This is a genomic window from Halomonas caseinilytica (genome assembly GCF_001662305.1).
Taxonomy (GTDB): Bacteria; Pseudomonadota; Gammaproteobacteria; order Pseudomonadales; family Halomonadaceae; genus Halomonas; species Halomonas caseinilytica.
In genome coordinates, this window is the sequence record NZ_BDEP01000032.1 from 18,417 (window position 1) to 30,727 (window position 12,311).

Here is a 12,311-nt window from a genome sequence, read left to right on the forward strand (position 1 = left end):
ACGGAGATTCCGTCATGCACATCGCGCTGCTGTCACGCAATCGCAACCTCTATTCCACGCGCCGCCTGGTGGAGGCCGCCGAGGCCCGGGGCCACACGGCCCGGGTCGTCGATACCCTGCGGTGCTACATGAGTATTGCCTCTCATCACCCTTCCATCCATTACAAGGGGCAGAAGCTCGAATCCTTCGACACGGTGATTCCCCGTATCGGCGCCTCCATCACCTTCTACGGCTGTGCGGTGTTGCGCCAGTTCGAGATGATGGGCACCCAGGTGCTCAATGACAGCGTCTCGATTACCCGCTCCAGGGACAAGTTGCGCTCGCTGCAGTTGCTCTCGCGCAAGGGGATCGGCCTGCCGGTGACCGGCTTCGCGCACTCGCCCGACGATATCCCGGATTTGATCACCATGGTGCGAGGCGCTCCATTGGTCATCAAACTGCTGGAAGGCACCCAGGGAATCGGTGTGGTACTGGCCGAGACCAACCAGGCCGCCGAATCGGTGATCCAGGCCTTCATGGGCATGAAGGCCAACATCATGGTCCAGGAATACATCAAGGAAGCCCAGGGAGCCGATATCCGCTGCCTCGTCATCGGCGACAAGGTCGTGGCCTCCATGAAACGCCAGGCGGCCGAGGGGGAGTTTCGCTCCAACCTGCACCGCGGCGGCAGCGCCAGCGTCATTCGCATCACCCCCGAGGAGCGTTCCACGGCAATACGCGCCGCCAAGGCCATGGGCCTGAAGGTGGCCGGCGTCGACCTGCTGCGCTCCAACCACGGGCCGGTGATCATGGAGGTTAACTCATCGCCGGGTCTGCGAGGAATCGAGGCCGCCACCGGCAAGGACATTGCCGGGCTGATCATCGAGCACCTGGAAAAGAGCTCGGCCCCGAAACGCAAGACCCCCCCCAAGCCTAAAGGCTAAGCCCGAAACCGAGATTTAATGCCGAACGGGGGTGGCAAAAGTACCGCGACACCCCCACAATCTGCGTCACCGGAGGAGGTGAACGCACATGTTTCTTGATAATCGCCAGGTGGCGATGGACAGTGCCCTCGAAGCACTGGCCGACAGCATCGACTATTTCCAGGACAATCTCGAGCGTTTGCAGCCGAGCCTGCGCGACGCGCTCAAGCCCCACTTCGAGGAACGTGGCCGGCTGATGCGCGAACTGCAGGCGCTGGCCCGTCGCCATCTCAACCTTCTCCCTCGTGATGCCGACGTCGAGCGCGACGACTACATGTGGCTCTGGAGCCGACTGAAGAGCTTTGTCGGCAACGACAGCCAAGTGCTGATCAACGAGCTGCTCGAACAGGAACGGGTGTTGATGCAGGCCCTCTCGACGCTGCTGACCCATCCGCTGCCCGATGCCATCGAACCGGTCATCGAGGAGTGCTGGCGGAACTGTCGTTCGTTGATTCGCGAGCTGTATCGTCTTCAGAAGCAGCGCCAGAAGCGCTGACCGGGCCGCGGCGAGGCGTGATCTCCAGGGGCTCCATCGGGCCCAGGAAATGCGGCTCGCGGCCCCATAGATACAGATCCCCCAGCGTCGCCACTCGCGCGACCCACTCCCTGGCCCTCAAACGCAGGGTACTGTCCGACGGTCGCTCCGGTGCCGCGCAGCCACGTGCCTCGATACCCAGCGCATCGGCGATGAACAAGGCTCTCGGCAGGTGCCAGGACTGGGTAACCAGCAAAGCGCGTTTCACCGCGAAGACATCCCGGGCCCGGGCAAGGGTATCGAAGGTACTGAAGCCGGCATAATCGAGGGTCATGACCGCATCCGGGATGTTACGACCACGCAGATCCTTCCACATGGTCACCGGCTCGTTATAGTAGCGAGTGCTATTGTCTCCCGACAGCAGCAGATGCGCGACCCGCCCGTCATGTACCAGGCTGGCCGCGGCGCGCATGCGCCCCTCGAAGTGGGGGTTGCGCGCGCCACTGCGGGTCCAGTGCGATGTCCCGAAGACGATACCAACCCGCTCGGGCTGGCACTGCGACAGCTCGAGATCGATACGGCTGCGGGTACTGGTCAGCATCCACAGGTTAACGGCCAGAAACAGCAACATCGCCAGCAGGGTTCCCCCACCGAGTGACATCAGCAGGATCCGGAACGTTTTCCACGGTAGCGAGGGCATCGACTTCCCCGGTCATGGAGGCTCTTGGGCGCCGCCTCATCTCGCCGGCGACGGGGCGTTCGATGCAGCGCATGGACGAGGCCGGCACGCTCTCAGAACATACCGAGCTCGAGCTTGGCCTCGTCGCTCATCATCTCGCGACTCCAGGGTGGATCAAAGACGATCTCGGTGTGCACCTTGCTGATCTGAGGGGCGCCCAGAATCTTGTTGCGCGCATCGGCGGCGATCACATCGCCCATGCCACAGCCCGGAGCGGTCAGCGTCATACGGATGGTGACGAGTCGTTCACCGGTAATCAAGCGCTCGATGCGACAACCGTAGACCAGTCCCAGCTCGACGATGTTGACCGGAATTTCCGGATCATAGCAGGTTCGCAGCTGATCCCAGACGAACGCCTCGATATCTTCCTCCGAAGCGTCTTCCGGCAGGGTCGGTCGCGGTACCGCCTCGAGCCCGAGGGCATCAAGCTCACTGCCCTCGATCAGGTACATGCGCCCCTCGAGGCCCACGCTGACCGTTCCGCCCTTGGCCTGCATGACGGTGACCTCGCTGTCCTCGGGCAGGGTCTCCGTCTTGCCGAAGGGAATGGAGATGGCCTCCACATCGCGCTGCAGGGGCAGCACCTGCCCCTTGGTCACGCCGGACAGTGCGTCGATATCACTCATGGATTTCCTCGCTCCCCTTCAGCGCAACATGCCCACGACTCGCTCGAGTCCTTCGACGAAGATGTCGATTTCCTCGGGCGTGTTGTAGGCAGCGAAGGAAGCACGGCAAGTGGCATCGACCCCGAAGTGCGACAACAGCGGCTGAGCGCAGTGATGGCCGGTGCGTATCGCCACCCCCAGTTGATCGATCAACAGCCCGATATCCTGGGCATGGGCACCATCGACGACGAAGGAGAGCACCGCGGCCTTGTCCGGCGAGGTCCCCAGCACGCGCAGGCCCTCGATCGACGCCACGCCCTCGGTGGCATGCTCGAGCAGGCGCGTCTCCCAGGCCTGGATCAGGCCCAGCCCGATCTCGTTCACCCACGCCAGGGCTCGTCCCAGGGCGATCACCTCGGCGATTGCCGGCGTTCCCGCCTCGAACTTGTGGGGAATGTCGGCGAAGGTCGTGGGCGTCTCGAAGGAGACGGTCTTGATCATCTCGCCACCGCCCTGCCAGGGCGGCATGGCCTCGAGCAGTTCCGCACGACCGTAGAGGGCCCCGACCCCGGTGGGTCCATAGACCTTGTGGCCGGAAAAGGCGTAGAAATCGGCACCGAGCGCCTGGACATCGATGGGCTGATGCGGCGCGGCCTGAGCACCGTCGACCATGATCAGCGCACCATGCTCGTGGGCCAGGCTCGCCATGTCAGCCACCGGATTGACCGTCCCCAACGCGTTGGAAACATGGTTCACCGCCACCAGCCGGGTACGCTCGCCGATCAGGTCGCGATAGGCAGCCTGATCCAGCACGCCGCGCTCGTCTACCGGAATCACCTTGATGGTGAACCCCAGCTCGCTGGCCAGCAGCTGCCAGGGCACGATGTTGGAGTGATGCTCCAGGCGCGATATCAGCACCTCGTCGCCGGGGCCTAGGTTGGCTCGTCCCCAGCTGGCGGCCACCAGGTTGATCGCCTCGGTGGTCCCGCGCGTGAAGACGATCTCCCGAGCCTCGGCGGCGCCCAGATAGGCGCGCACCGTCTCGCGGGTTCCCTCGAAGGCCGCGGTTGCCTCATCGGCCAGGGTATGCAGGCCTCGATGGATATTGGCGTTATAGCGCCGATAGTAGTCATCGAAGACCTCGATCACCTGACGCGGGGTCTGGCAGGTCGCCGCGTTGTCGAGATAGACCAGCGGCTTGCCATGCACCTCGCGATCCAGGATCGGAAAGTCACGACGGACCCGCGCCACATCTAGCTGAAGGTCACTGAAGTCGGCCATGACTCACCCCTCGTTGAAGGCCGAGGCGGTTTCCACCAATCCGGCCAGGTTGAAGCGCTCCGGCAGCTTGCCGGCCACCGCCAGCTCGACCCGCTCGGACACCGCATCGAGGTCGACCAGTTCCATGACCTCGCCGGCGAATGCCAGGGTCAACAGCCCGCGGGCCGTCTGCTCATCGATGCCACGTGTGCGAAGGGCATAGACGGCCTCTTCGTCGAGCTGGCCGGTGGTCGCACCATGGGCGCACTTGACGTCATCGGCGTAGATCTCGAGCTCCGGCTTGGTGTCGATCTCGGCACGGTCGGAAAGCAGCAGGTTGGCGTTGCTCTGCTCGGCCTCGATCTGCTGACTGTCGCGCTTGACGATCACCTTGCCGTTGAACACGCCATGGGCGCGGTCGTCGAGGATGCCCTTGTAGTTCTCACGGGAGAAGGTGCGGAGCGCGTTGTGATTGACCAGGGTATGGTTGTCCACATGCTGGCGGCCCTGACCATAGAACAAGCCATTGTAGATCGCCTCGGCGCCTTCGCCGTTCAGGTCGCTGACCAGATCGTTGCGTACCAGCCCGCCCCCGAGGTTGAGGTTGAAGGAGACATAGCGGCTGTCGCGGGCCTGCTCGATGTGGATACTGGCAATGTGGCGATCCTTGAGTGGCGCCTCCTGGAGCTTGTAGTGGGTCAGGATCGCCCCCCGCTCGAGAATGATCTCCTCCACCAGGTTGGTGAAGTTGGCAGCGCCGTCCTCGCCCACGTGGTGCTCGATCAGGGTGGCCTCGCTGCGCCCGCCGGCCTCGACCAGGATGCGCGGATGACTCATCACCTCCTGCTCCCCGGCCCGGGACAGGAATTGCAGCACGATCGGCTTGTCCACCACGGTTCGCGGTGCCAGTCGTACCACCGCGCCCTCTTCCATGAAGGCGGTATTGAGGGCCGCGAAGGACGAGAAATCGACGCCGGTGAGGCGGCCGAGTGGTCCACCCACGGCCTCGTGGTTCTCTTCCAGGGCTCGCGAAAGGGGCAACACCTGCACGCCTTCGGGCAGCGCGCCCAGATCCGACAATGCCGGCGCGAACACGCCATCGACGAAGGTCAGGCGATAGGCGTCCAACGGCAGGGTCAGGGCCGCTGCCGTGGCCGGCGAAAACTCGGCGTCGGTGGCCAGGGCAAAGTCACTGCGCGCGATATCGCGCACGTCAGTGTACTTCCATTCCTCGATGCGACGATGCGGAAAGCCGAGCGCCTCGAAGCGCGCGGCCCCGGCCTGGCGGCGTGCGGCGATCCAGGTGGGTTCGTCTCCACGCTGTGCGTTGCGCTCGGCCAGGCGGTCGAGAAAGCGCTGTTCGTCACTCATGCCGCAGAGTCCTCCACGACCCAGTCGTAGCCACGGGATTCGAGCTCGCGCGCCAGGTCGGCGTCACCGCTCTTGACGATGCGACCGTCGACCAGCACATGAACATGGTCGGGCACGATGTAATCCAGCAGGCGCTGATAGTGCGTCACCAGCAGGATGCCCTTGTCTTCGCCGCGCAGTGAGTTGACGCCATCGGCCACCACCTTCATGGCATCGATGTCGAGACCGGAGTCGATCTCGTCGAGCATGGCAAGCTTCGGCTGCAGGACCAGCATCTGCAGGATCTCGTTGCGCTTCTTCTCACCGCCGGAGAAGCCCTCGTTGACGGCGCGCTGGAGGAAGCTGGCATCCATCTTCATGAAGCCCACCTTCTCCTTGACCAGCTTCATGAATTCCGGCGCCGGGATCTCCTCCTCGCCTCGCGCGGCACGCTGGGCGTTGAGCGCGGCCTTGAGCAGATAGATGTTCTTCACGCCGGGGATCTCCACCGGATACTGGAAACCCAGCAGCAGGCCCGCCTGGGCACGCTCCTCGATTTCCATCTCCAGCACGTCCTGTCCTTCGAAGGTGATCGACCCACTCGTCACCTCATAGCCGTCCTTGCCGGCGATGACGGCCGACAGCGTGGACTTGCCGGCGCCGTTGGGGCCCATGAGAGCGTGGACTTCGCCGGCACCGATGGTCAGGTTCAGGCCCTTGAGGATCTCGGACCCCTCGACCGTGACGTGCAGATCCTTGACTTCGAGCATGTTGACTACCTTTTGAGCTATCAGCCGCCGCAGCGGCTCGCATAGATGAATTCGTTTGCGCTTATCGGGCGTGCCCTTGCATGGCGCCACCCCTTTAGCGTGGATGAGCTGTTCCGGCGCAGAGCCGTCGCGAGTGCGCTGTAACCCCATCCCTGGGCGCTACATCCGCCATCCATGGCGGATGACCCTCGCTGCGACTCGTCCCCGGCGCTCATCTCGTCAATCGTCAGGCCAAGAGCCTTAACCCACTGCGCCTTCGAGCGTCACATTCAGCAGCGCCTCCGCCTCCACGGCAAACTCCATCGGCAGTTCCTGGAAGACGTCCTTGCAGAAACCGTTGACGATCATGTTGACCGCATCTTCCTCGCCGATGCCGCGACTCTGGCAATAGAACAGCTGATCCTCGCCGATCTTGGAGGTGGTCGCCTCGTGCTCCACCTTGGCGGAACTATTGCCGATCTCCTGATACGGGAAGGTATGGGCGCCGCAGGTATCGCCGATCAGCAGCGAGTCGCACTGGGTGAAGTTGCGGGCGTTCTTGGCACGCGGGCCGACCTTGACCAGGCCACGATAGGACTGGTCGGAACGACCGGCAGCGATGCCCTTGGAGACGATGGTGGAGCGCGTGCCCTCGCCGATGTGGATCATCTTGGTGCCGGTATCGGCCTGCTGGCGACCGTTGGTCACCGCCACTGAATAGAACTCGCCGACGCTGTCACGGCCGCGCAGCATGCAGGACGGATACTTCCAGGTGATCGCCGAGCCGGTCTCGACCTGGGTCCAGCTGATGTGGGAGCGATCCCCCCGGCAGTCACCGCGCTTGGTGACGAAGTTGTAGATGCCGCCCTTGCCATCCTCGTCGCCGGGATACCAATTCTGCACCGTGGAATACTTGATCTTGGCGTCATCCAGCGCCACCAGCTCCACCACGGCGGCATGCAACTGGTTCTCGTCGCGCTGCGGTGCAGTGCAGCCTTCGAGATACGACACCTCGGCACGGCTCTCGCAGACGATCAGGGTACGCTCGAACTGGCCGGTGTTGGCGGCGTTGATCCGGAAGTAGGTCGACAGCTCCATGGGGCAGGTCACGCCCTCGGGCACGAAGACAAAGGAGCCGTCGGTGAATACCGCCGAGTTGAGTGCGGCGAAGTAGTTATCGCCCTGCGGCACCACACTGCCCAGGTACTGCTGGACCAGCTCCGGGTAATCGCGGATCGCCTCGGAGATCGAGCAGAAGATCACACCCGCTTCCTGCAGCTTCTCCTTGAAGGTCGTGGTCACCGAGACCGAGTCGAACACCGCATCCACCGCCACGCCGGCAAGCGCAGCACGCTCATGCAGCGGAATGCCCAGCTTCTCGTAAGTCTCGAGCAGCTTGGGATCGACTTCATCGAGACTCTGCGGACGGTCTTCGGGACGCTTGGGCGCGCTGTAGTAGGAGATCGCCTGGTAATCGATGGGCGGATAATCCAGGTGCGCCCAGGAGGGTGGCGTCATCTTCAACCACTGGTGGTATGCCTTGAGGCGCCACTCCAGCATCCATTCCGGCTCGCCCTTCTTCTTCGATATGAAGGCGATGGTGTCTTCGTCCAGACCCGGTGGTACTGTCTCGCTCTCGATGTCGGTCACGAACCCTTCCTTGTATTCGCGACGGACGAGCTCTTCCATTTCCTGACTTGCCATGATGTTGTCCCCTCCCGGGCTGGTTGGGTCGGCGAGCACGGCTCGCCTCGGGTAATGAAGTCGCGGTTTTCAGGCCTCGGCGGCCAGGCTCACGCTCTGAATGGGTAGCTGTACGGGCAGCTTGATCGGGGTCGTATCGGCCAGATGAGCCAACGTCACGCTGTCGAGCAAGGCACGCACCGCCAACGAGACTCGCTGCCAGTTGTCCGATACGCCACAGACCGACACCAGCTCGCAGTCGCCTTCCGCCTGACTGCACTCGGTCATCGCCACTGGCCCCTCGATGGCCGAGATGATGTCGCTGGCGGAAATCCGCGACGCCGGGCGCGCCAGGGAATACCCTCCCATCGCGCCGCGCCGGGATTCCAGCAGGCCGGCGCGCACCAGCATCTTCAGCGTCTTGCTGACCGTCGGATGCGGCAGCGACACCGCCTCGGCAAGCTCTGCCGCCGCATGCGGCTGCTCGGGATGTCGGGCGATCTGGGCCATCACCACCGCCGCATAATCGGTCAGTCTGGAAAGCTTCAACACTGCCTGACTCCCCGGGGCCATCCCCTCAGGTGATCGATTGCGGACCATTTTAGTCCTGTATGGTTTCGATGTGAAGCCTCCCCGGACGTTCCCGGGCAAGAATCGGTCGGTTCGCGACACGTTCACTGCCGATGGCATCAAAAACGCCAATCATTCTCATTAATGCTGACTATCTGCCCGCCACCTCGCACCCCGCATCGCCGACCCGAGCGAAAGAGGCGCTTCCCTCCCCCAGCAGGACTCCCATCACCTCCGGAAAAAGTGCTAGAATCGAATCCATTCACAAGTCAGAAAACAAAGCGATTTCCGCATGATAGCCAAGGCGAAAAGCATTCTTGTAATGGGGGTTTCAGGGTCAGGAAAATCCCATGTCGGACGCCAGGTAGCAGCGGCAATGGATGCCACCTTCCTTGACGGCGACGATTATCATAGCCCCGGAAGCATCGCCAAGATGTCGCGCGGCCAACCTCTTAATGATGGCGACAGGGAAGCCTGGCTGGCGACGCTTGCCGATCTCTACCGAGAGTATCAAGCACAGGGTATTTCCCTGGTGATCGGCTGCTCGGCATTGAAGCACCGGTATCGCGATCAGTTGCGCGCCGCCACCCCTCACCTGGACATTCTCTACCTTCACGGCGACCGGTCGGTGTTGATGGACCGACTCGAGCGTCGCAGCGAGCACTTCTTTGCCGGCGCCCACATGCTGGACAGCCAACTTGCCACCCTGGAAGTTCCCTCTCGGGACGAAGCCTTCCGCGGGGATATCCGGGACACGCCCCGCGAGATCGTCAACGCTTTTCTCGACCACCTCGACATGGCGTCGAGCCGGCCATGAAGATCGTTTCATTATCCATTGAAAAGGCGGCCTGAAAGGCCGCCTTTTTAGCTTTAATGAATGACGAGCTCGCCACGCATTATATCAAGCATCGATATCATGCATTGTCATGTTTCATGACGCCTTGCCAATGCACAAAGCCCTGCCAGGGTCGCATCGTCACTCGAAATTTCGACGACACTTCCCCCGGCCCACTCCAGTGCTATTCGATAGAGGGAGTTCAGAGCCGTCGAGCCGACCAGCGTCACCGATGTATCCTGCCATTTCTTGCGTTGTGAAAGCACTTCATTGCCGATCAACACGCCGGAGAGAAAGCCCCCGACCGCCTCGGCGGCCAGGCCGGCATGCAAGTGTCGGCTACGTGCCTCGAAAAGCGCATGCAATGGGCCATCGGGATGCATCGCGGCTTCCAGCCCTTGGCGAAAGCCCGTCTCGTCGAAGGCGGCATGATCCCGAGAGGGCTCGCCAGGCAGTGTATGAAAGCGCACGGCATGAAAGAGTTCGCCGGTCATGGCCGTCGTGAAGTCGGTCAGATGGTCCTGCTCCATCCTTACCCACTTGCTGTGGGTACCCGGCAGGCAGCAAAGTCCAGAGGTCGTGTCGCGCAGGGTCAGGGCACCGAAGGCCTGCACTTCTTCACCACGCATCACATCGACGTGGCCGTCACGCACCACCTTGAGCCCTGGAACGATCCAGGCGTTGGACAACCCGGGAGCCGCCATCACGCTGGCGGCGAGCTGCGTCGCGGAAGCCGGCACCTCCAGTTGAGGCGCCTCGCACCAGCCACGGGCCGAACCGACCATGCCGGACAGATAGACCGGCACCCGGCCTCCCGCCCGCCAGGCTCCGACCTGGGCCTGGCAGTAATGCGGAAACGCCTCGCTGGACAGCGACCTCAGGCCGGCATCCGAGCGATGACTGTCGAGGCATTCGCCAGTGGTGCGATCGACCAGGAAGGCACGAAAGTTGCTGGTGCCCCAGTCGATGGCGATCAGCCGCTCGCTCATCCCTCGCTCCCCCGAGCCTCGAGCCGGCGCCACTCGGCGACCAGGTCAGTGGCGATCTCGGCGATCTCCTCGGCGCCGCGACCGGGCGTGTAGAGATTGCTGCCGAAGCCGAAGCCACGTACGCCTACGGCGTGCCACTCGGCCATATTACTGCGATCGATGCCGCCCACGGCCAGGACCGGCAAGGCTCTAGGCAGGATGGCACTGATGTCCTTGAAATAACCGGTCCCGAGTCGCGCGGCGGGAAACAGCTTGAGCGCCCGGGCGCCGCTGCGCGCCGCAGCCAGTGCCTCGCTGGGCGTCATGCAACCGATCATCGGCGCCAACCCATGATCGACACCGGCACGGACCACCTCGGAATCCGTGTTGGGCGTGACCATCAGAGGCGCTCCGAGGCGCTCGAGTCGTTCGGCATCGGCGACCTCCAGCACGGTGCCTGCGCCGATCAGCACCGAGGCCGGACAATGCGCCACCGCCCGTTCGATGCTCTCCCAGGGGCGCGGCGAATTGAGCGGAATCTCGATCATCCGGAAACCGGCGCCGATCAGAGCATCACATACGTCTTCCACTTCCTCGGGCGTGATACCGCGCAGGATCGCCACCAGTGGCAACGTTTCCAGGGCCTCGTCCAGGGTCTTGCGTTGCGTCTCGTTCATGTTGCCCTCTTCACCACTCCGCGATCGAGCCATCCTCATGGGTCCACACCGGATTGCGCCAACGATGGCCGACCTTGGAGCGCTCCTCGACGAAGGCCTCGTCGATTTCTACTCCCAGGCCGGGGCCTTCGGGAATCGCGCAGAACCCGTCCTCGATGGCCAGGGCCGACTTGTCGACCAGGTAATCGAGGACGTCGTTGTCACGGTTGTAGTGAATGCCCATGCTCTGTTCCTGGATGAAGGCATTGTGATTCACCGCATCCACATGCAGTGAGGCAGCCAGCGTCAACGGCCCCAGCGGACAATGCGGCGCCAGCGCCACATCATGGCAGGACGCCAGGCTGGCGATCTTCATGCCCTCGCTGATGCCGCCGCAGTGCGACAGGTCCGGCTGGACCACATCGATCATGCCCTGGGCCAGCAGGTCGCGGAATTCGAAGCGCGTGTGCAGACGCTCGCCGGTGGCCAGCGGATATCCCAGCCCGCCGGCGATGTTTGCCAGGCAAGGCAGGTGCTCGGGCGCCACCGGCTCCTCGACGAACATCGGGTGATAGGGCTCCAGCTCGCGCAGCAACGCCTTGGCCATCGGCCGATGCACACGACCATGAAAGTCGATACCGATGCCCACATCGGGCCCGACGGCGTCACGGGCCTCGGCCACCCGTGCCACGGCCTCATCGATCTTGCGATGCGAATCGACGATCGCCAGTTCCGGCGTGCCGTTCATCTTGAAGGCCGTGAAGCCCTGATCGACCAGTGCCCTGGCTCCCTCCCCCACGTCCTGCGGGCGGTCGCCGCCGGTCCAGGCATACATCCGCATCCGGTCGCGGACCCGCCCGCCCAGCAGTTGGTGGACGGGCACGCCGAGGTCACGCCCCTTGAGATCCCACAGCGCCTGGTCGATACCGGCGATAGCACTCATCAGGATCGGCCCACCGCGATAGAAGCCGGCCCGATACAAGGTATTCCAGAGATGCTCGATGCGATGCGGATCCTGGCCGACCAGATAATCGGCCAGCTCATGCACCGCCGCCTCGACGGTGGCCGCACGCCCTTCCACCACAGGCTCGCCCCAGCCATAGACACCGGCGTCGGTCTCGATCTTGAGGAACAACCAGCGCGGCGGCACCTGCCAGGTCTTGAGTCGGGTAATTTTCATAGAGCGCTATCCATTCCAGTATTACGTCTGTCACGTCGAAAAGCGGGCCGATACCGCATTCAGGCATCGGCGAGCAGAGCGGCTACAACCGATATCGGCCGGCCTGGGAGACGCTGCATAAATCGTCGAGCGCCGCGCACAAATTCGCCAGGAGCGAATTTGAACCGTCTTTCGACGGGCCCACAGGGTAGCCGCCAAGGATGACGGCTATAGCACAGCGAGTTACACGCGCAGACATTTACGCAGTGTTTCCCTACCCAACCAGCCACATGGCCAGGT

At 63.2% G+C, this 12,311-nt stretch carries 13 protein-coding genes; 3 read left to right on the plus strand and 10 right to left on the minus strand.

Features of this window, described 5'->3' with window-relative positions; all coding sequences use genetic code 11:
- The first annotated feature begins 14 nt into the window (after positions 1 to 14).
- Positions 15 to 923, plus strand: coding sequence for a 30S ribosomal protein S6--L-glutamate ligase (gene rimK / locus A9O65_RS16690; protein ID WP_064700761.1), 909 nt, complete (start codon positions 15 to 17; stop codon positions 921 to 923).
- A gap of 88 nt (positions 924 to 1,011) precedes the next feature.
- Complete coding sequence (locus tag A9O65_RS16695; protein ID WP_064700762.1) at positions 1,012 to 1,458, plus strand: hypothetical protein; 447 nt, start codon at positions 1,012 to 1,014, stop codon at positions 1,456 to 1,458.
- On the opposite strand, the gene A9O65_RS17135 is transcribed toward A9O65_RS16695, so the two are convergent.
- The 7 genes from A9O65_RS17135 to A9O65_RS16730 form a co-directional block, all read right to left on the minus strand.
- On the minus strand, positions 1,379 to 2,137 hold the full coding sequence (locus A9O65_RS17135) for a SanA/YdcF family protein (RefSeq protein WP_074749350.1): 759 nt from the start codon (positions 2,135 to 2,137) through the stop codon (positions 1,379 to 1,381). The genes A9O65_RS16695 and A9O65_RS17135 overlap by 80 nt on opposite strands.
- A gap of 92 nt (positions 2,138 to 2,229) precedes the next feature.
- Positions 2,230 to 2,802, minus strand: a complete 573-nt coding sequence (gene sufT, locus A9O65_RS16705) for a putative Fe-S cluster assembly protein SufT (protein ID WP_064700764.1) — start codon at positions 2,800 to 2,802, stop codon at positions 2,230 to 2,232.
- An 18-nt stretch (positions 2,803 to 2,820) separates the two neighbouring features.
- Entirely contained in the window at positions 2,821 to 4,062 is a 1,242-nt protein-coding gene (locus tag A9O65_RS16710; protein ID WP_064702763.1) for an aminotransferase class V-fold PLP-dependent enzyme, read from the minus strand.
- A gap of 3 nt (positions 4,063 to 4,065) precedes the next feature.
- Positions 4,066 to 5,412, minus strand: a complete 1,347-nt coding sequence (sufD, locus tag A9O65_RS16715; RefSeq protein ID WP_064702764.1) for a Fe-S cluster assembly protein SufD — start codon at positions 5,410 to 5,412, stop codon at positions 4,066 to 4,068.
- Complete coding sequence (sufC, locus tag A9O65_RS16720; RefSeq protein WP_064700767.1) at positions 5,409 to 6,161, minus strand: Fe-S cluster assembly ATPase SufC; 753 nt, start codon at positions 6,159 to 6,161, stop codon at positions 5,409 to 5,411. The genes sufD and sufC overlap by 4 nt, the downstream gene beginning before the upstream one ends.
- A 240-nt stretch (positions 6,162 to 6,401) precedes the next feature.
- Positions 6,402 to 7,844, minus strand: a complete 1,443-nt coding sequence (sufB, locus tag A9O65_RS16725) for a Fe-S cluster assembly protein SufB (RefSeq protein ID WP_064700768.1) — start codon at positions 7,842 to 7,844, stop codon at positions 6,402 to 6,404.
- Positions 7,845 to 7,913: 69 nt separating this feature from the next.
- The gene (locus A9O65_RS16730; protein ID WP_064700769.1) at positions 7,914 to 8,375 is read right to left on the minus strand and encodes an SUF system Fe-S cluster assembly regulator; all 462 of its coding nucleotides are present in this window, start codon (positions 8,373 to 8,375) and stop codon (positions 7,914 to 7,916) included.
- Between the two features lie 310 nt (positions 8,376 to 8,685).
- On the opposite strand from A9O65_RS16730, the gene A9O65_RS16735 reads away from it, so the two are divergent.
- Positions 8,686 to 9,210: a gluconokinase gene (locus A9O65_RS16735; RefSeq protein ID WP_064702765.1), complete on the plus strand. Its 525-nt coding sequence runs from the start codon at positions 8,686 to 8,688 to the stop codon at positions 9,208 to 9,210.
- A 107-nt stretch (positions 9,211 to 9,317) separates the two neighbouring features.
- Here the strand turns inward: A9O65_RS16735 and A9O65_RS16740 are convergent, their stop codons facing one another.
- From A9O65_RS16740 to dgoD, 3 genes are read right to left on the minus strand one after another with little or no spacing between them, the layout of a single operon-like run.
- Entirely contained in the window at positions 9,318 to 10,217 is a 900-nt protein-coding gene (locus A9O65_RS16740; RefSeq protein WP_064702766.1) for a 2-dehydro-3-deoxygalactonokinase, read from the minus strand.
- Positions 10,214 to 10,873, minus strand: coding sequence for a 2-dehydro-3-deoxy-6-phosphogalactonate aldolase (locus A9O65_RS16745; RefSeq protein WP_064702767.1), 660 nt, complete (start codon positions 10,871 to 10,873; stop codon positions 10,214 to 10,216). The genes A9O65_RS16740 and A9O65_RS16745 overlap by 4 nt, the downstream gene beginning before the upstream one ends.
- Before the next feature lie 10 nt (positions 10,874 to 10,883).
- Positions 10,884 to 12,032, minus strand: coding sequence for a galactonate dehydratase (dgoD, locus tag A9O65_RS16750; RefSeq protein WP_064700773.1), 1,149 nt, complete (start codon positions 12,030 to 12,032; stop codon positions 10,884 to 10,886).
- Positions 12,033 to 12,311 lie beyond the last annotated feature (279 nt).

Coding starts and splice junctions, on each gene's coding strand:
- A9O65_RS16710 (WP_064702763.1), bottom strand. CDS start 4,062: ATGGCCGACTTCAGTGACCTTCAGCTAGATGTGGCGCGGGTCCGTCGT.
- dgoD (WP_064700773.1), bottom strand. CDS start 12,032: ATGAAAATTACCCGACTCAAGACCTGGCAGGTGCCGCCGCGCTGGTTG.
- A9O65_RS17135 (WP_074749350.1), bottom strand. CDS start 2,137: ATGCCCTCGCTACCGTGGAAAACGTTCCGGATCCTGCTGATGTCACTC.
- A9O65_RS16695 (WP_064700762.1), top strand. CDS start 1,012: ATGTTTCTTGATAATCGCCAGGTGGCGATGGACAGTGCCCTCGAAGCA.
- sufC (WP_064700767.1), bottom strand. CDS start 6,161: ATGCTCGAAGTCAAGGATCTGCACGTCACGGTCGAGGGGTCCGAGATC.
- A9O65_RS16735 (WP_064702765.1), top strand. CDS start 8,686: ATGATAGCCAAGGCGAAAAGCATTCTTGTAATGGGGGTTTCAGGGTCA.
- A9O65_RS16745 (WP_064702767.1), bottom strand. CDS start 10,873: ATGAACGAGACGCAACGCAAGACCCTGGACGAGGCCCTGGAAACGTTG.
- sufD (WP_064702764.1), bottom strand. CDS start 5,412: ATGAGTGACGAACAGCGCTTTCTCGACCGCCTGGCCGAGCGCAACGCA.
- A9O65_RS16740 (WP_064702766.1), bottom strand. CDS start 10,217: ATGAGCGAGCGGCTGATCGCCATCGACTGGGGCACCAGCAACTTTCGT.
- sufB (WP_064700768.1), bottom strand. CDS start 7,844: ATGGCAAGTCAGGAAATGGAAGAGCTCGTCCGTCGCGAATACAAGGAA.
- sufT (WP_064700764.1), bottom strand. CDS start 2,802: ATGAGTGATATCGACGCACTGTCCGGCGTGACCAAGGGGCAGGTGCTG.
- rimK (WP_064700761.1), top strand. CDS start 15: ATGCACATCGCGCTGCTGTCACGCAATCGCAACCTCTATTCCACGCGC.